The organism is Prosthecobacter fusiformis (genome assembly GCF_004364345.1).
Classification (GTDB): Bacteria; Verrucomicrobiota; Verrucomicrobiia; order Verrucomicrobiales; family Verrucomicrobiaceae; genus Prosthecobacter; species Prosthecobacter fusiformis.
This window is the reverse complement of sequence record NZ_SOCA01000001.1, coordinates 1,319,490-1,336,033: the sequence shown is the minus strand read 5'-3', so window position 1 is coordinate 1,336,033 and position 16,544 is coordinate 1,319,490. Positions and strand designations below refer to the sequence as shown.

Sequence of the window (16,544 nt, the reverse complement as noted above, 5' to 3'; positions counted from 1 at the left end):
CGTTTTTTTGTTAATGTGACAGCGCTCAGGGAATCGTAATGCCCGACCACTCAGCCACTTGCGGCTGAGCTGTACGGTTCATGCTGAGGGTTTCCTCAGGGAAGGGTTCCGCTGCATCCATGGCTCCGAAAGCTGCAATGGCGAAGGTGATAGCGAGCATGACACCCGCGAGGACAGGAGTAAGGTATGTATCCTTCATGCCAATAATTCGATGACACCCCTTTGACTGCGTCTATCGAATTCAATGGCCTGGAATTTTCCACCTTCACTCCTTCTTCTTGCCTAACTGCTGGCACAGTCGGTTACGTCACTTCCCGGTATCCAGAAACTCGATCACTTTTTCCAGCCATTTGGCGTCAGGGGCATTGTGGCCTTGGTTGGGGATTTGGAAGAGTTTGACGCCTTTGAATCCGTCGCCCTGGAAGCCTTGTTCGTAGATGCTCAGGGTATTGTCGAGGTTGAAGTCCTGGTCACCGGTGATGAGGGCGAAACGGTTATACTGCTGGGCGATCTGGGCCATCTCGGGGTGGGGGAAGTAGCGGCGGTCATAGGCCATCCCGTCCTTGCCCTGGGTGGGGCGGAAGTAATTGACGCCCATGAAGCAGGCGGCACCGGTGAACATATCCGCATAGGCCACACCGATCATGGAGGCGACGCGTGCTCCGCCAGAGTGGCCGCTGATGTACACACGGTCCGGGTGCACTTTATAGAGCTGGCGCAGGTGGTGATTGGCATCCACGGCGAGGCGGATACGGTCGGGTGTTTCACGGTTGTTACCGGAATTGATGGCGCCAATGAAGATGAGCTTTTCATCGGCGAGGACTTTTTCCCATTCTGCATTGAGGTTGGGCTGGTTGCCGGGGCTGACCCAGATGAAGAGGCCGTGGGGGTCGCTGTCTTTGTAATTTTTGGGAACGAGGATTTCGAAGGATTCGCGGCTGAGATCGTAGGGCGCGGGATCATCCGGGGTGGTGAGGCGCATTTTATACTGCTCGTTGCTGTTTTGTGGGATGGAGCCGCTGAAGGTGATGATGCTGCGTACGCCGGGCTTTACCTGGGATGGGGGTGTTTCGGCAGCGAGGGGTAAAACGAAGAGAAGTGCTAGGGGCAGTGGGAGACAGCGCATGACGTCATCACAACGGATGAGTCAGGACTATCAAAGGCAGAAGTTTCATGAGGAAGGGCTGAGAAGATGCGGGAGCGGTTGCACAGGTGACTTTTCCGCCTATCTACCCGGCCCGCATATGCACAGTTTCCGTTATACTCAGGGCGAATTGTTCGCCGAAAATGTCTCTCTTCAATCCCTGGCTGAAAAGCACGGCACGCCGCTATACGTGTATTCGAAGGCCACGGTCACGGACCACTTTACCCGCCTGGATGCGGCGCTGAGCCCGCTGGATCATCTGATCTGCTATGCGGTGAAAGCGAACTCTAATCTGTCCATCCTGAGCACGATCGCGAAGCTGGGCGGCGGTTTTGACATTGTTTCCGCCGGGGAGCTCTACCGGGTGATCAAGGCGGGGGGAGATCCCCGCAAGTGCACCTTTGCCGGTGTGGGCAAGACGCGGGATGAAATCGTCTATGCGTTGGAGCAGGGTGTTTATTGCATCAATGCGGAGTCCGAAGCGGAGCTGCGCTACATCAACCAGGTGGCGGGTGAGATCGGCAAAAAGGCTCCGGTGGCCGTGCGGGTGAATCCGAATGTGGATGCGAAGACGCATGCAAAGATCACGACGGGCAAGAGTGAGAACAAGTTTGGCATCGAGTTTGAAAACATCCTGGAAGTCTATGGCCGGGTGGCGGCGGAAATGCCGAACCTCGAGATCCGGGGCCTGCAGATGCACATTGGCTCCCAGCTCACTAGTGTGGATCCGTTTGTGGAAGCGGTGAAGAAGGTGACCCCGCTGGTCCGCGAAGTGAAGGAGAAGCATGGAATCCAGTTCTTCAGCATTGGCGGCGGCATCGGCATCAATTACAAGCAGAGCCTGGATTCCGGTGATGAGGCCTGGTGGGAGGAGAACAGCGAAGTGCATCCGCTGACGGTGCAGGCGTATGCCGAGGCAGTGGTGCCGCATCTGGCCCCGCTGGGACTGCGCATCCTGTGTGAGCCTGGCCGCTTCATGGTGGGTAATGCGGGTGTGCTGCTGACCAAGGTGCTTTATGAGAAGCGCGGTGCAGCGAAGACATTCAAGATCGTGGATGCAGGTATGAACGACCTGATCCGCCCGACGTTGTATGAAGGCTGGCACCTGATCACTCCGGTGAAGCAGCCGAATACGGATGAGGTGGAGAAGGTGGATGTGGTCGGGCCAATTTGCGAGACGGGGGACTTCCTGGCCCAGAACCGTGAGATCCCCCTCGTGAAGGAAGGTGATTACCTGGCGGTGCTGAGCGCCGGAGCTTATGGCTTTACCATGGCCTCCAATTACAACACGCGGCCGATGCCGGCGGAGATCCTGGTGGATGGCGACAAGGCGACCGTGGTGCGTGAGCGCCAGACGCTGGATGATGTGCTGAAGGGTGAGCACATCGCCTGAACTGACCTGGAGTAACTATTTTAGCGCTCCGCTGGCTCGTCCGGCGGAGCGCTTTTGGCTTCTTTGACGAGGGCTTCGAAGACGAACCACTGGTCCCAGTGCTCATGGACAAAACGGTGCATGATTGGCAGCCAGACTTTGCCGAGGTCGTCCGCACGGATCTTGGTCTTTCCGTCGTAAAAGCAGGGGCCGCAGACGATGCGATACTTCAGGATGCCGAGGCGCTGAAGGAAGATGGGATAGCAGGGGACACGGGAGATTTCAGCCAGGACGAGAGGGCCCCGGGGAATTTTGAAGGTGACGCCTTCATGATCCATTTCAATGGGGGAGACGCCGGTGACGACGCGGTCTCCCTGAACGGCGACTGCCTCGCCCGCCATGAGGATGCGGCAGAGTTCCAGGCCCAGGTGGCTGTCCACCTCATTGTAATGGACGCGGAGGTGGGGATTTTCGCGTTCCACACTCTGGAGTTCGGCAGCCCGGAGCTCCTGAAGTTCGGCCGTTTGTTCAGGTACCCTGACCATGTGGAGGGTACGGCCAAACTTTTGGGCGAACAGAGTGGCTCCAATGTCGTAATTGCCACTGTGAATTGTGAAAACCAGTACGCCGCCCGGATGAGCGCGCATTTCTTCGAAGTGCGAGAGGTTAGGTATGTCCCAGGTGACCTCGCGTTTAAAATGCATGTGCCAGAGGCGGTCGAGGTAGGTCAGGGCGAACTGGAGGAACACCTGATAGCCCGCCCACCAACGGCGGAGGAGGCCAAAATCCGGGCGCAGGCCCTGGAGGTTTGCCAGCACGGCCTGGCGCTGCGGGCCAGCCATCAGGTAGATGAAGGCGACGACCAGGGCATTCAGCGGGAGGCAAAGCCAGACTGGCATGAAACGCAGGACCTTGAGCAACATCTGGGTCCAAAAGGCTCCATGCAGGCCCGTATTCCGCAGACGTGGTGCTTGCGGCGGGGCTTCTTTGGCGGTTTCTTCAGCGGGCATGGGGGAACGGTTTTGCAGTGCCTCCGTAAAAACCCTCTGGCTTCGGCCTGACACTTCTTCTTTGATGGCACCCTTCGCCCAGACCTGCAACCCAGTTAAAATATCATGAACGATCCCCAAATGCCTTCCGTGAGCCAGGCCGACTATGATGTGATCATTATGGGTGGAGCCTTCAGCGGAGCTTCTGCCGCGCTGCTGTTGAAAAGAGATCACCCGGAACTGCGGGTGCTGGTGGTGGAAAGGCAGGTGGAATTTGACCGGAAAGTGGGGGAGAGCACGTCCGAGGTGGGCGGTTGTTTCCTGACACGTGTTCTGCACTTGGGAAGTTACCTGAGCGCACATCATTATCAGAAGCACGGTCTGCGGATGTGGTTCTGCAACAGTCCAAAAGACAGTGTGGAAGACTGCACCGAGCTGGGACCTAAATTCCAGAGCCGACTGCCGACTTTTCAATTGGACCGCGCACTGCTGGATGAGCATGTGCTGAAGCTGGCCCGTGAGGCTGGAGCGGACCTGCTGCGCCCGGCGACCCTGCGGGAGGTCACGCTGGCCGAGGGAGATGAGAATCACCGGGTGACGGTGGCGGTGAGCAAGGAAGAGACAAAAACCTTCACGGCCCGCTGGGTCATCGATGCCTCTGGTAAGGCGGCTTTGCTGTCCAAAAAACTGGGGCTGCACCGCCAGTTGGGAGAAGAGCACGCGACATCTTCCCTGTGGTGCCGCTACCGGAATGTGAACTCCTTGGACAGTCACAAAAGCCGGACGATGAATCCAAAGCTGATGATGCGGACGAAGGCCTCCCGCGCGGCAGCCACGAATCATCTGATGGGCCGTGGCTGGTGGGTGTGGCTGATCCCGCTGGCGAATGGTGACTATAGCGCGGGTATTGTCTGGGACCGAAATGTCTTCACGCTGCCGGAGGGCAGGTCACTGACGGAAAGGCTGCATGCGCACATCCTTCAGCACCCGATCGGGCGGCTGATGTTTGAAAACGCAGAGCCGGTTGAGGATGACACCTTTTATTACAAGGGACTGCCCTATTATACGGAGCAGATGGCGGGCAACCGCTGGGCGATGGTGGGGGATGCGGCGGGTTTTATTGACCCTCTGTATAGCCAGGGGCTGGACTATTGCGGGCATACCGTCTTTGCGGTCACCCGGATGATCGGCAAGCAGGCGATGGGGGAGGATATCACCGAGACGCTGAATTACCTGAAAGGGGCGTATAAACGCAGTTACCGGCTGTGGTTTGAATCGCTGTATAAAGGTAAATACGAATACATGGGCGACGCGGAGCTGACCCGAATCGCCTTCATCATGGACCTGGGCACCTATTTTGTGGGACCTGTGCGGCTGGTCTATGACAACCCGGACTATGAGTTTGGCAGGCTGCCGTATGATGGTCCTGCGGGAACGGTCTTCGCCAAGTTTATGGCGCTGTATAACCGCCGTCTGAATGCGATGGCGAAAAAGCGCCAGGCGAAGGGGACATATGGTGCCTGGAATACGGGCATGGACCTGACGCTGGGCCAGAGCTATACACCGGATTTTTCCGCCCTGCGCTTCCTGCGCTGGGGTACCCGGCTGTGGCTGATGGCAGAGCTGCGTACCCTTTTTGGGCGAGCGCCCAAGAAGATGCCTGCAATGGTTGAGATGCCGATGGAAAAAGGAGCGATGCCGACGACGGCCTAACGGGAAGTATTGTCCAAAAGATTAGACAGCGGCACGATTTCGTTTTCAGGCAGCTCGGGGTCGAACTCATCGCGGGAGCGGCGTTTCACCTCGGCTTCCTTCTCCTTGGAGTCGCGGGAGGCATTGCGCTTGGCCTCCCGTTTTTCCTTGCGGGTGGAGGGAGTCATTTCCAGGAAGGTGGATGAGGAATTGAGTTCGTTAATTTTCGGATACTTTTCCTCCATGCTTGCGATGAGGTCCGCCGGGATGCCACGCCAGACGGTGAAGATGCCATTGGAAACGGGCTGGTCGATGCGGACATAGTCCACGACGGCACCATTGACCATGGTCATGAGGATCTCACCCGGGCGGAGGCGGGTGACGATGTCCAGGGACTGGGTGCCTTTGAAATCCAGCTTCAAGGAGACACCGTAGGTGCCGTCATCGGCCGGGAAGGTATGAATGGCAGAGACACTCTGGGTGCTGAACTCCGGAATGATCTTGAAGACCATGGTGCGGCCATTGACGGGACGGCGGAAAATGGTCTTGGGGGAATCCATGTCCGTGCCCTGGGAATGGACGGTGATGATCACTTTGTCCTTCGGGGTCTGACAGGCAGAAAGACCGGTGATCAGGAGAAAGGCTAGAAGCAGACGATGCATATGGGTGATAGGAAACCAGATTGCTTCTTGCTTTGCAACCCAAGAGAGAAATTCCGCCGATGATACGGTTTTGTGTGATGGACGGGTAGAAGGGCCGGACCGTCCGGGCGTCGCGCTGCGACGTGATGAGAGAATGCTGTATTGGGTGAGGAACCGCGCCTTGAAAGACGCGGCTAAAATAAGGACGCCGCTCTGCGGCAGGGGATCATTCCTCCAGGGCATCCATCATTTCTTCTTTCACCAGCGCTGGCTCTGGCAATCCGGTGACGGAGGGGAGGGGAAGGAGGACATTGACGGGCCAGGGGCGGAAACGCTCGATGATACCGGGGGCGAGCTCCTTGCCGTTTTCGTAGCCTCGGCGGAGCATTTCCATCTTGGCATCTATGTTGTCCACATGATGAAGGATGATGGCCTCCGGCGTCTTGGGCAGGACGGGGGAGCCGAATTCATACTGGCCGTGGTGGGAGGCGATGAGGTGCAGGAGGTGCATGCGCACAAGGTCGCTGGCTGGCTCCAGCATCATCCAGGTGGCGGCCTCGGGGCGGTCCATGACATCGCGCCAGAGCTTGTTGACGAGTTCGATGCCTAACGAAATGTGTCCCAACATTTCTCCATGGAGCTGGTAGGGTTGGCTGAAGCCGGTTTCCGGATAGGTGTTTTCCCAGAGCTTGCCGCAGTCATGAAACAGCACGCCGGTGATGAGGAGGTCCTCGTTCAAGGTGCGGTAGATCCCGGCGATGACGACGGCGGTGCGCATCATCTGGGCGACGTGTTCCACCAGGCCGCCACGGCGTGCGTGGTGATTTTCACGGGCTGCGGCGGTGCGGCGGAATCGGTCGCCGTGCTTTTCCAGAAACAGGCTGCACAGGGTCTTTAAACGCGGGTCACGAACGGACTCTACGAAGGCGACGATATCGGCATAATCGGCGCGTTGGCGTTCGGCCAGTTCGGCATCGCCGCTGAGGAGTTGCTGCTTTTCGTCGTCCTCCAGGAAGCGCATTTGGGGCTGGCGTGGCTCAATGCCGTACTTGCCGGTATCCACCCAGTGGGCGGCAAGCTGGATGAAGCTGCCGCGCTGTAACTGGCGGGCATCGTGGAAGAGCGGGTTGTTATCAAAGACCCGCCAGACCATGGAGTCGCCCGCATCGGCGAGTTTTACCTCCAGGAAGGGGGCACCGCCGGCGGTCTGTTTTTCGATGCGGTTATCCACCTGCACATGGGCACGGTAGGGCTGGGGGGAGGGACCTGCGATTTGCCGCAGTTGGGTGAGGGTGAGGAGCTCGAGATCAGCGGCATCGTCCATGGGGGAGTGAAAAGCGATGGGGAGGCGGGGTGCAAGAGGGAAGATGAATGTCTTGAACAAGGTTAGGATGAAGGGGCAACTTGTGGGGGCTTCGCATCACTCGGAGAGTGATGAGTACTGTACTTGGGCGGCGGGAAACAGGCATTCTTCAAATTTGCTATCGGGCGAGGATGATGTTCAAATTCACGGATGAATGTGCCCATCAGCGAACCCACAAAGCCTGAGGCCGGAGAGAACCTCCTGGTCCAGGCGTCCACGGCGCTGCCTCCGGCCATCGCGCAGGACATGGCGAAGCTGAAAGGTCTGTTGCGAGAAGGGCTACACCCGAACCTGAAAGCAGCGAGTGATCTGCGCATCCTGAACCTGGCCTGCGGGCGCTGTGATGAGGCGGAGACGCTGGTGTCTGTGGGGAAGGAGCTGGCCACGGGCGGGCATGTGGAGATGATCGGCGCGGACATCCGCATCCGCGAGATCCGCCAGGCAAGGGAGCAGCATGCGCATCTGCCAGCGAAGTTTCTCATCGAGGACGCGACGAAGATGGACCAGCACAAGGAGCTGGGGGATGATTTTAACTTGGTCTTCCTGCGGCATCAGAACTTCTGGCACGGGCAGGAGCTGTGGAAGAAGATTTTTGACCAGGGCATCGCGAAGCTGCGGCCGGACGGCATGCTTGTGATCACGAGCTACTTTGACGTGGAGCACAAACTGGCCCTGAAGGCGCTGGAGGCCCTGGGCATGGAGGTGGTGAGCAACAAGCGCAACAAGGCCTCGCGCGAGCTGGCGGATGCACCGGGAAAATCTGTGGACCGGTGGGTGGCGGTGCTGCGGAGGAAGCAATAAGGGGCTGGTTTATTGCCAGCCGCGAACCTTTACATGGACCTGGGCGCAAGTGCCCATGTAATGGTCCATGGAGTAATCATTGGCTGCTTTGAGCATGTGCTCTTTGGCCTTGGCTTCATCCCCCAATGCCTCGAAATAAAGGCCGAGATAAAGATGGGCGTAACAACGATGGTTACGCAAGTCCTCGCCTTCTCCAGACTCGGCGGCTTTGACTACGGCCTCGACACTACCTTTGCCGGCGAAGAGTTCATGCACCTGCTGCATGGGAATGCGGGAATCGCCTTCGATGGCGATGAGGGCCTTGCGTGCGGCCTCGACGTTTTCTGCACGGGCGACGCAGATGAAATGCCAGGCGGCGTTTTCCACATCGGCGGTGTTCACGGTCTGGTGGACTTCGAACTGCTCGCGCCCGGCTTTGTAATCTCCGGTGTAATAGAGGGACAAACCGCGCTGCCAAAGTCGTGGCTTGGACTCGGGGACGAGGGCGATGAGGCTATCAAAAGCGGCGACAGATTCCTTGGGCCTGGCCTCATAAAAGGCGGAGACTCCTGTGCTGAAAAGTTGGTTAGGTGTGGGTTTTTCCTGGGCCGGTAGGGTGGCGGCGGAAAGGAGCAGGATGGCAAGAAGGGGGAAGATTTTCATGGAGCAAAGAGGCCGGGAGACAAATCAGGGTGGCTCGGGCAAATAAAAGCGGCCCATGTGCTCGAGAATTTTGGCGCGCAATTCATCTCCATCGACGATGCCGTTGTGGCGATAGATGACCTCGCCACCCGGGGCGACGACGAGGGTGTGGGGGATGGGACCGGGCCATTCGGGATCCAGAGCCTGGATGAGGGCATCGCTGCTGGCTTCATTGAAGATGTACGCATTGCCTTTGCGGCCTTCGGCCTTGAGGCTGGCTTTGAGTCTGCCGGGGACGATGGCGTTGTTTTTCTCCAAGAATGCTTTCACCTCGGGCAGGGTTTCGGGATCGTCCATGCTGATGCTGATGAACTCGAAATGCCGAAGGCCGAATTTCCGGGAGGTGGCGACCAACTCAGGAAACTCCTTCACACAGGGGCCGCACCAGGTGGCCCAGACATTGAAAAGGCGGACTTTTTGAGTGTCGTTCTTGCGCAGCTCGGCGAGGCCTTTGGCATCGATGAGCTCGACATGGACCTCGCCTTTCTCCCATTTTTCATTGTCGGTGACGACTTGCTCACGATGGGTGATCCATTTGGTGGAGCAGCCATGAGGGAGGGTGACAGGAACGGCGACGGGCTGGCCTGCGATGAGGGCATTGAGGGCGTTTTGGGCATCGGGACTGGTGACGCTGGCGGGATCGGCAAAGCGTGAGTCATCGAAGCGGCCCTGGTAACGGAGTTTGCGCTCCTGATCAAAAAGGAAGACGTGAGGTGTGGCCAAGCAGCCATAGGCCAGGGCGGTCTTTTGCGTCTCGCCATCGTAAAGGTAGGGAAAGCTGAAGTCCTGGTCCTTGGCATGACGCTTCATTTCGGGGAAGCTGTCGTTGTATTTGGAATAGCCGAGTTCATCCGGGCGCAGTGCGGCGGGGTCGTTCGGGTTGATGGCGACGACGCGCAGTCCTTTGCCTTTATACTCCCGGAGCATCGTTTTTAGCCGGTCCTCTATTGCCTGGGAGGTGGGGCAATGGTTGCTCATGAAGGCGACCAGCAGGAAATCTGCCTGGGCATAGTCCTGAAGGGTATGCATTTCCTCGTCAATGCCGACGAGTTCAAAGTCGGGCGCGGCATCGCCGATCTGGAGCTCGTGGAAACCTTCGGGAAGACTGGCAGCTGTTTTTTTAACCTGGCCCTCAGCAGCAAGGGGGATGGCCAGCGCGGAAAGTGCCGCAATGAAGAGGAGGCAACGTTTCATGAAAGGGGGAGGGATCAGGGCAGGTGTTCGGCACCGCAGCTCCAGCATAGATCAAACGCGGCTGGATTGGATTCATTGCAGCTCTTGCAGAGCCATTCCGGTCCCTCGGCAGTGACGTTTTGGAAGTGGGTGCGGATGATCTCCACGGCGGCGCTTTCCTGGCTGTCATCCAGGATGCAGAGGGAAGGGTCCAGTAGCTGAGTGTAACTGAACCCGGCCACACTGGGACCCAGGGTGCGGGTATTTTCATTCTGGATAAAACAGCTGATGCCTTCAGCCTCCAGGAGATTTCTGGCAAAGCTGACGCGTGTCAGGTCGGGGTCCACAAAGACAGGTTTCATTGTGGACCAACAAACTGTGTCTGGTGAAGATCACAAATGTAATTCCGGGGGCAGCTGGTCCTTGAATCAATAACTGCTTTGGCGTGAACCTAACGGGCAGCGGGGCTGCTCTGTATCTGCTGGAGCCAGTCGCGTTCAGCTTGCAGCTTGACCAGAGCGCTTTTCGCAGCCTCGAATTCGGCAGGATCGAAGGTGTTTTTGGACATGTCCAGTTTCATACGATCTACGGCAGCTCGCATTTTTGTCAGGTGTGTTTCAAGCTGCTGGATCACCTGGGGATTCGATGTCTTTTGGGAGGCTTTTAATGATGTCAGACGGGCTTCAACCTTGGCGATTTCCCGCATAAAGAGGGGAAGGTCATCCGCACAGCCAAAGGCAGCCAGTTGCTGGGTGATGGACTTGAGTTCGTTTTCTTTACGTCTGATGGAGGTATCCAGCTTGGCCATTGTGGGCAACCAGCCGCGGCTGTCCATCCACCCGGCGCAGCGGGCAGGCCAATGGTTAATAGGCTGGTGGTTTTCCCTCATGCCGAAGCCGTGGCCTCCTTCTGAATAGAGATGAATTTCCGCAGGAAGGTTCTGCCGTTTGTATTCCAGATAGAGAAGGGTGGCGGCAACGGGATTGGTGCCGTCATCTCCCGCGCAGGCGACGAACAGCGGAGGAGCGTCTGGAGGAACGGTGAAGCCAGGTTTGAGTTTCATCGGATCCGCCGGGTCCAAAAATCCGCCACCATAGATCATGACGCCAAAGTCCGGGCGTTGCTTCTGGGCATCTTGATCGTAATCTTGAGGATAGTTTTCGGGACTGCGATCACAGGCAAGATGCGCCAGCAAATTACCGCCCGCACTAAAACCCAGGAATCCAATGCGGTCACCTTTCAGTTTCCATTCTGTGGCATGCAGCCGGATGATCTCCAATGCCTTCTGAGCATCCTGAACCGGCTTTTGATGAGGTGCGGATTCATCACGGGTGGGCGTGCGATAGGTCAATAGAATGCCGGTGACGCCCAGGGTATTCAGCCATTCGCAGACTTGTGTTCCCTCATGCACGGCAGAAAGAAAAGCATAGCCCCCACCCGGAGCCACGATCACGCTTGTTCCGTTAGGCTTTTCTGGCCGGTAAACGGTGATGGTCGGAGATGAGACGTTCGTGACGGTCGTCTTGCCAGCCCGCTTGCGGATGAAATCGGCAGTGGTTTCGGAGGGGACAGGCATTTTGTCAGGCGCACCCTCTGGCCAAAGAGGAAGCGTCAGTGGCTCCGCTGCCAACAGAGGATGCGCTAGAACCATGAAGAGGAGCCATTTCATACTGGAAGCATGAATGATCAGTCTTGAAAGGTCCATGTCTTACTTTTCCGTATAACAGCCGCCACGAAGACGACTAAAACAAGGTATGCATTACTGCTTCAGCAACTGAACCGCATCCGCGCCGACGATGCCATCGGTGTCCTTGTTGGTGATGGTGATGATGGCAGGTTTGTCTGCGCTGAAGTTGAAGGTACCGAGACTGGTGAAGAGGCTGTCGATGGCGGGCTGTTGCTTTTGGTTCACAAGGACGGTTTCGCTGCCTTCTGAATGCTGGATGGTCACGGGCACATTGCTGGCGCGGTTGGTGGCTGTGACATAGGAGACGCGCACTTCATAACGGCCATCGGTAGGAACTTTGAGGGTATAAACGACGCTCATTTGGCCTTTGTTGGCATTGCCATCATTGAGGCTGAAGCCGTCCACGGGGGTGCCGTAGCTGCTGCTGGTCCATTTACCGGTGGTTTCTGCGGCTTTGTCATCTTGAGCGATGCCGGGGAGTTTTGAGGAGCGGATCATGGAGGCCATTTCGCCGAGTTCGATCACGGCGTTCTGTTCCAGCAGTTTCTTGCGCAGAGCTGGTACATCAATGCCCTGGACGGAGGTTTCTCCTTTAACGGCCATGACGGAGGCGAGGCCTGCTGCCTGCCCCATGGCCATATAAACGGGCTCCATGCGCATGGAGCAGTAGGCGATGTGGCTGGCTGAAAAACAGACGGGGACGAGCAGGTTTTCACACTCGGCACGCTTCGGGGTGAGGCTGCGATAGGCGATCTGGTAGGGCATGGCGGGATCATCCGGGAAGCTGCCTTCATCCCGGACGGTGCCGTCTTCTGCGACGATGCGCTGGACGATGTGGCAGTCGATAAGGAAGGAACCCATGGCGATGGAGTCATCCTTGAAGATATCCCCCTGGAGGTCGTTTTGAATCATGACGTATTCGCCGATCATGCGGCGGCCTTCACGGATGTAGAGGGCATAGGGCCAGTGGTTATTATCGGTATATTCGTCTTTGCAGAGGCCCCAGGAATTGGCCTGGTCGCGGAGGCTTTGTGGGACGCGTTCGTCGTGGCCGAGGAACCAGAGCATGCCCTGGATAAAATCCACGTGGTCTTGCCAGATGGCAGCGCGGGTGGCGGCGTCGCCATCGGGATACTCGGTGTTGCCACCTGGATAGTCGGTGGAAAACAGTCCCTGGGCATTGAGGTCATATTTGCCATGGGAGGTGCTGCCGATGTGAAAGATGCGGCCAAAGCGGATGCCAGGGAAGGCCTGGATGAGACGCAGCAGCAGTTCGTACTTGGCCGGATCATAGGAGGCTGGTTTGGGAAAGGGGACGAAGATGTCCGGCCGCTGGGTGACGGTGATGCGGAAGTTATAAGCCTGGGTGAGTCCATCGGCGCTTCCAGGCTCTAGCTTGGGGTCTGCGTAAACGCCGAAGATAGGTTTGCCTGCGGCATCCAGGGCCGGGATGCTGACGGGTGTGCCGTGGATGTAAGAGGGGCCGGTACCGCCAATGCTGGGGCAATCGCTTTCCATGACTTCTACCGTGCGCGGGCGGATCGGCATGGGATAGTATCCTGCCAGGGGCTCACCATACTGTGCGCGGCTTTCGCGACCGACGATGTAACTGACCTTGGCTGCGGCCATGAGGTCGCCTTCATAGCTGGCATCCACGAACATTTTTCCTGTATAGGTGGTTCCGTCACTTGTGGTTAGACTGGTGATGCGAGTTCCTTCTTTGGTGATGGACTTCAAGGACTGTGCGGTAATGAATTTGACCCCAGCTTCTTTGAGCATGGCTTCATAAGTGACCAGATTCACTTTGGGTTCGGCATACCACATGTTCGTCTCCGGCTTGGCTGCTGCTGCGCGGGTGAAAAATTCACGAGGAAAACCGCCGATGGTTTTCTCTTTGCCGACATCGGTGCGGGAGAGGCCGCCAGTGACCATGCCCCCTATCCACTGGGTGGGCTCGATGATGACAACGGATGCTCCTTCACGTGCTGCGGTGATACCGGCGCTGATACCGGCAGGAGTACCGCCGTAGATGACGAGATCCGTTTCCTGCGCACAGAGGAATGGAGCCAGGGCGAAAAGGGAAAAAAGAAGGGTGCGCATGATTTAAGAATAGCAGAGGTAAACGGGTGGCGTCTTGTGTCTGAGCGCCAAATTTTGTTAAATCCCTGCCATGAGCCGAACGCGTCTCCAAGCTGATTTTTTCTCCCGCATGTCTGATCCGCAGGCGATGCGGAGCATGTTTGATCATCTGCCCGGAGTCTTCTTTTTTGTGAAAGATGTGGAGGGGCGGATGATCACGGCGAATGCGGCCAAGCTGGAGCGCCTGGGATTGAAGCAGGAGAGTGAGATTGTGGGCAAGACGGATGATGATTTTTTCCCGCCAGATGTGGCGCTGGCTTTCCGGCAGGATGACCAGGAAATCATCCGCACAGGCCGTCCAGTCGTGAACCGGCTCGAACTATGGCTGGATGAACAGCGGGAGCTGAACTGGTTCTTGACGACGAAGCTGCCTATCCAGGGAAAGGTTGGGGACATCATTGGCGTCATGGGGATGAGCCGCCGCCATGATGAACCGGCTGCTCAGCACCGAGTGCGGGAGGTGGCTGCCGCTGTTACCTACCTGCATGCAAACATGAGTCAGAGCCTGTCGGCGGTGGATCTGGCCAGGGCGATCGGAGTTTCCGAAAGGCAGTTACATCGGAAGCTGCGGGAAACATTGGGCACCACTCCCCACGAGCTGATGCTGCGCATCCGTATTCAATCGGCGGCAGAAGCCCTGACTCATGCGGGGGATACGATCGCCGATATTGCGCTCAATCACGGATTTTGCGATCAAAGCGCATTCACGCAGCAGTTTCGTAAGCGTACGGGAATGACCCCGCGTCAGTTTCGCCAAAGGCATGCTTTGGTTTGATGGAGGCCTAACATAAAGCGAAAAAAATGGGGCAGATGGAGGATATCCATCCGCCCCATGGGGGGATTTTGACGAGCCGCAAATTAGAGGCCCACGTTCACATTGGCCTTCACGCCCGTGTTGGAGCTGTGCTGATGGGAGTGGGGACGGGATTTACCTGCGCGACCGCTGGCATTGACGTTGGTGCTGCAACTAGGCAGGGCAATGGCGAGTGTGGCCAGCAGACTGAGAGTGCGAATGTGTTTCATGGTGAGGTTGATTTAGGATTGACTGAAAAACGAGGGTTTAACGGAAGAGGCCCACATTGGTGCTCAGACGAGCGTCAATGGATGAGCGCGATGAGCGAGGATGGTGGCGCACGTTATGACGGGAGTCATGGCGGTGACGGTCATTGCGGTCATAGTCACGGTGGCTGCGTCCGTAGCGGGAAGAGGTGCGATAAGCGACGTTACTGCCGTGGTTATAACGGGCACTGCCATAATACGGGCCACGATGGTGGTAAGGAGCACCACGATAAACGTGACCGGGACGTGAGGCCACATAGCCAGTGTCTTCGACATAAGCGGTGCAATTGGACAAACCTAAGGTTGCAACTGCAAGGCACAGAATTTGGATAATGCGTTTCATACGGGTTGGTAGGTTAGAATTTGGAAGCCGCTGATTTAACGGTCTCGTGTTATCCTATAGCCAAAGCCGTGCCCATAGAGTTTGTTAGTATCTTAATGCATTGAGCATCAACGTATTATAAAATTAATTGAACCGGATATCCTGTGCTGAAAGATTGCTCTTTGCATGAAGCAGGCGACCATGTTTGTCCTTTGCACGATGCATCAGCAGCTGGCCGATCAAAAGAGCCATCTTGCCCACCCCGCGCGGCCAAAACATGGAAATGTTATTGGTTAGGCTGAGACCAGGCGGCGAGAATGCCCGAGGCCTTGTGATAGGTTTCCTCCCACTCTTTTTCTGCGATGCTGTCTGCGACAATCCCCGACCCGGCATGAAAGGTGATCTCGTCACCCTTCTTCACTGCGGTGCGTATGGCGATGCTCCACTGGCTTTCCCCATCAAAGCCGAAGAAGCCGATAGCACCGGTATAGAGTCCACGCGGATAAGGCTCCAGTTCTGAGATGATCTCGCGGGCGCGTTTTTTGGGCGCACCGGTGATGCTGCCACCGGGAAAGCACGCCCGGAAAGCTGAGGCATGGCTGATGCCTGGGCGGAGGACACCGATGACGGTGGAGACGAGGTGATAGACCTGGGCAAAACTTTCCACCCGCCAGAGGTCGGGCACCTGCACGCTGCCGAACTCGCAAACTTGCCCAAGGTCATTGCGCTCCAGGTCCGTGATCATGAGCAGCTCGGCGCGCTCTTTGTCGCAGGCCAGGAGGTCACGGGCAGAAGCGGCGTCACGGGGAGGATCCTGTGGGTAGCGGGGCCGGGTGCCTTTGATGGGATGGGTGGCGATGGTGCGGCCGGAGAGTTTAAGAAAAAGCTCAGGAGAGGCTGAGAAGAGGGTGGTGCCTTCCAGGTTGAGGCAGGCGGCGTGGGGTGCGGGAGAGACCTGACGCAGCCGTTGATACAGGGGTAAAAAGGGAGTGCCGGGTGGCCAGCTAGCACGCCAGGGGTGAGACAAATTCACCTGATAAATGTCCCCCGCGCGGATGTAATCCTGCGCACGGCGCACCTGAGCCAGAAAGTTTTCCTTTGAGACAAGGGCCTGAAAAGGGATTTCAGGAGTGTTCTGAGTGAAAGGGGCCGGCTCAAAAGGGGCTTCAGACTGCCATTTCTGCCAAAAACCGCCACAATCGAACCATTCGTTGCTTTCGTGGTCATAAAGCAGCGCATGTGGATAAACGCCGAGGACAAACTGCCCGTCATAACCAACCCAACCGTACAGCCCGCCGGGTTTTCCTGCGGTGATTCCTTCCTGAAGGACGGTTTCGACCTGGGACCAGTCGTCACTCATTTTTCCACGGAGGATACGGTCTGGCCAAGCGGTGAGGATGGAGACCGAGCCTGGCTGGGTGACGGCGCTGTCCAACCAGATAAAGCCTGGAAACGAGGCCAACTGGGAGGCCAATTTTTCA

At 57.3% G+C, this 16,544-nt stretch carries 17 protein-coding genes; 4 read left to right on the top strand and 13 right to left on the bottom strand.

Going from position 1 to position 16,544, the window contains the following annotated elements; genetic code table 11:
* Window positions 1-25: 25 nt before the first annotated feature.
* Both EI77_RS23285 and EI77_RS05240 read right to left on the bottom strand, forming a co-directional pair.
* The gene (locus EI77_RS23285; RefSeq protein ID WP_166647055.1) at window positions 26-199 is read right to left on the bottom strand and encodes a hypothetical protein; all 174 of its coding nucleotides are present in this window, start codon (window positions 197-199) and stop codon (window positions 26-28) included.
* Between the two features lie 108 nt (window positions 200-307).
* Window positions 308-1,126: an alpha/beta hydrolase family protein gene (locus EI77_RS05240; protein ID WP_133793682.1), complete on the bottom strand. Its 819-nt coding sequence runs from the start codon at window positions 1,124-1,126 to the stop codon at window positions 308-310.
* 118 nt (window positions 1,127-1,244) lie between these two features.
* On the opposite strand from EI77_RS05240, the gene lysA reads away from it, so the two are divergent.
* Window positions 1,245-2,537 carry a diaminopimelate decarboxylase gene (gene lysA / locus EI77_RS05235; protein ID WP_133793681.1) on the top strand — a complete coding sequence of 431 codons (1,293 nt, stop codon included), beginning with the start codon at window positions 1,245-1,247 and terminating at the stop codon, window positions 2,535-2,537.
* Between the two features lie 20 nt (window positions 2,538-2,557).
* Here the strand turns inward: lysA and EI77_RS05230 are convergent, their stop codons facing one another.
* Window positions 2,558-3,526: an LpxL/LpxP family acyltransferase gene (locus tag EI77_RS05230; RefSeq protein ID WP_133793680.1), complete on the bottom strand. Its 969-nt coding sequence runs from the start codon at window positions 3,524-3,526 to the stop codon at window positions 2,558-2,560.
* A 105-nt stretch (window positions 3,527-3,631) separates the two neighbouring features.
* Between EI77_RS05230 and EI77_RS05225 the strand changes: the two genes are divergently transcribed.
* Window positions 3,632-5,218, top strand: a complete 1,587-nt coding sequence (locus EI77_RS05225) for an NAD(P)/FAD-dependent oxidoreductase (RefSeq protein WP_133793679.1) — start codon at window positions 3,632-3,634, stop codon at window positions 5,216-5,218.
* Here EI77_RS05225 and EI77_RS05220 read toward each other — a convergent pair.
* Both EI77_RS05220 and EI77_RS05215 read right to left on the bottom strand, forming a co-directional pair.
* Window positions 5,215-5,859 carry a hypothetical protein gene (locus EI77_RS05220; protein WP_133793678.1) on the bottom strand — a complete coding sequence of 215 codons (645 nt, stop codon included), beginning with the start codon at window positions 5,857-5,859 and terminating at the stop codon, window positions 5,215-5,217. The genes EI77_RS05225 and EI77_RS05220 overlap by 4 nt on opposite strands.
* Window positions 5,860-6,064: 205 nt before the next feature.
* Complete coding sequence (locus tag EI77_RS05215; RefSeq protein ID WP_133793677.1) at window positions 6,065-7,162, bottom strand: HD domain-containing protein; 1,098 nt, start codon at window positions 7,160-7,162, stop codon at window positions 6,065-6,067.
* A 189-nt stretch (window positions 7,163-7,351) separates the two neighbouring features.
* Here EI77_RS05215 and EI77_RS05210 point away from each other — a divergent pair, with 189 nt between their 5' ends.
* A complete protein-coding gene (locus tag EI77_RS05210) occupies window positions 7,352-8,002 on the top strand; it encodes a methyltransferase domain-containing protein (RefSeq protein ID WP_133793676.1) in 651 nt (216 codons plus the stop codon).
* Window positions 8,003-8,011: 9 nt separating this feature from the next.
* Here EI77_RS05210 and EI77_RS05205 read toward each other — a convergent pair whose 3' ends face one another.
* The 5 genes from EI77_RS05205 to EI77_RS05185 form a co-directional block, all read right to left on the bottom strand.
* Entirely contained in the window at window positions 8,012-8,644 is a 633-nt protein-coding gene (locus EI77_RS05205; RefSeq protein WP_133793675.1) for a tetratricopeptide repeat protein, read from the bottom strand.
* 24 nt (window positions 8,645-8,668) lie between these two features.
* Window positions 8,669-9,877, bottom strand: a complete 1,209-nt coding sequence (locus tag EI77_RS05200) for a redoxin domain-containing protein (RefSeq protein WP_133793674.1) — start codon at window positions 9,875-9,877, stop codon at window positions 8,669-8,671.
* Window positions 9,878-9,891: 14 nt separating this feature from the next.
* A complete protein-coding gene (locus EI77_RS05195; RefSeq protein ID WP_133793673.1) occupies window positions 9,892-10,218 on the bottom strand; it encodes a putative signal transducing protein in 327 nt (108 codons plus the stop codon).
* A gap of 89 nt (window positions 10,219-10,307) precedes the next feature.
* Window positions 10,308-11,432 carry an alpha/beta hydrolase gene (locus tag EI77_RS05190; RefSeq protein WP_166647054.1) on the bottom strand — a complete coding sequence of 375 codons (1,125 nt, stop codon included), beginning with the start codon at window positions 11,430-11,432 and terminating at the stop codon, window positions 10,308-10,310.
* Between the two features lie 183 nt (window positions 11,433-11,615).
* On the bottom strand, window positions 11,616-13,643 hold the full coding sequence (locus EI77_RS05185; protein ID WP_133793671.1) for an FAD-dependent oxidoreductase: 2,028 nt from the start codon (window positions 13,641-13,643) through the stop codon (window positions 11,616-11,618).
* A 70-nt stretch (window positions 13,644-13,713) separates the two neighbouring features.
* Between EI77_RS05185 and EI77_RS05180 the strand changes: the two genes are divergently transcribed.
* Window positions 13,714-14,457: an AraC family transcriptional regulator gene (locus tag EI77_RS05180; protein ID WP_208300268.1), complete on the top strand. Its 744-nt coding sequence runs from the start codon at window positions 13,714-13,716 to the stop codon at window positions 14,455-14,457.
* 83 nt (window positions 14,458-14,540) lie between these two features.
* Here EI77_RS05180 and EI77_RS23280 read toward each other — a convergent pair whose 3' ends face one another.
* From EI77_RS23280 to EI77_RS05170, 3 genes are all read right to left on the bottom strand, one after another.
* Window positions 14,541-14,705: a hypothetical protein gene (locus EI77_RS23280; protein WP_166647053.1), complete on the bottom strand. Its 165-nt coding sequence runs from the start codon at window positions 14,703-14,705 to the stop codon at window positions 14,541-14,543.
* 37 nt (window positions 14,706-14,742) lie between these two features.
* The gene (locus EI77_RS05175) at window positions 14,743-15,084 is read right to left on the bottom strand and encodes a hypothetical protein (protein ID WP_133793670.1); all 342 of its coding nucleotides are present in this window, start codon (window positions 15,082-15,084) and stop codon (window positions 14,743-14,745) included.
* Window positions 15,085-15,349: 265 nt separating this feature from the next.
* On the bottom strand, window positions 15,350-16,525 hold the full coding sequence (locus EI77_RS05170) for an anthranilate synthase component I family protein (RefSeq protein WP_166647052.1): 1,176 nt from the start codon (window positions 16,523-16,525) through the stop codon (window positions 15,350-15,352).
* Window positions 16,526-16,544: the final 19 nt, after the last annotated feature.

Coding starts and splice junctions, on each gene's coding strand:
- EI77_RS23280 (WP_166647053.1), bottom strand. CDS start 14,705: ATGAAACACATTCGCACTCTCAGTCTGCTGGCCACACTCGCCATTGCC.
- lysA (WP_133793681.1), top strand. CDS start 1,245: ATGCACAGTTTCCGTTATACTCAGGGCGAATTGTTCGCCGAAAATGTC.
- EI77_RS05240 (WP_133793682.1), bottom strand. CDS start 1,126: ATGCGCTGTCTCCCACTGCCCCTAGCACTTCTCTTCGTTTTACCCCTC.
- EI77_RS05215 (WP_133793677.1), bottom strand. CDS start 7,162: ATGGACGATGCCGCTGATCTCGAGCTCCTCACCCTCACCCAACTGCGG.
- EI77_RS05200 (WP_133793674.1), bottom strand. CDS start 9,877: ATGAAACGTTGCCTCCTCTTCATTGCGGCACTTTCCGCGCTGGCCATC.
- EI77_RS05185 (WP_133793671.1), bottom strand. CDS start 13,643: ATGCGCACCCTTCTTTTTTCCCTTTTCGCCCTGGCTCCATTCCTCTGT.
- EI77_RS05230 (WP_133793680.1), bottom strand. CDS start 3,526: ATGCCCGCTGAAGAAACCGCCAAAGAAGCCCCGCCGCAAGCACCACGT.
- EI77_RS05220 (WP_133793678.1), bottom strand. CDS start 5,859: ATGCATCGTCTGCTTCTAGCCTTTCTCCTGATCACCGGTCTTTCTGCC.
- EI77_RS05190 (WP_166647054.1), bottom strand. CDS start 11,432: ATGCCTGTCCCCTCCGAAACCACTGCCGATTTCATCCGCAAGCGGGCT.
- EI77_RS05175 (WP_133793670.1), bottom strand. CDS start 15,084: ATGAAACGCATTATCCAAATTCTGTGCCTTGCAGTTGCAACCTTAGGT.
- EI77_RS23285 (WP_166647055.1), bottom strand. CDS start 199: ATGAAGGATACATACCTTACTCCTGTCCTCGCGGGTGTCATGCTCGCT.
- EI77_RS05195 (WP_133793673.1), bottom strand. CDS start 10,218: ATGAAACCTGTCTTTGTGGACCCCGACCTGACACGCGTCAGCTTTGCC.
- EI77_RS05225 (WP_133793679.1), top strand. CDS start 3,632: ATGAACGATCCCCAAATGCCTTCCGTGAGCCAGGCCGACTATGATGTG.
- EI77_RS05205 (WP_133793675.1), bottom strand. CDS start 8,644: ATGAAAATCTTCCCCCTTCTTGCCATCCTGCTCCTTTCCGCCGCCACC.
- EI77_RS05180 (WP_208300268.1), top strand. CDS start 13,714: ATGAGCCGAACGCGTCTCCAAGCTGATTTTTTCTCCCGCATGTCTGAT.
- EI77_RS05210 (WP_133793676.1), top strand. CDS start 7,352: ATGAATGTGCCCATCAGCGAACCCACAAAGCCTGAGGCCGGAGAGAAC.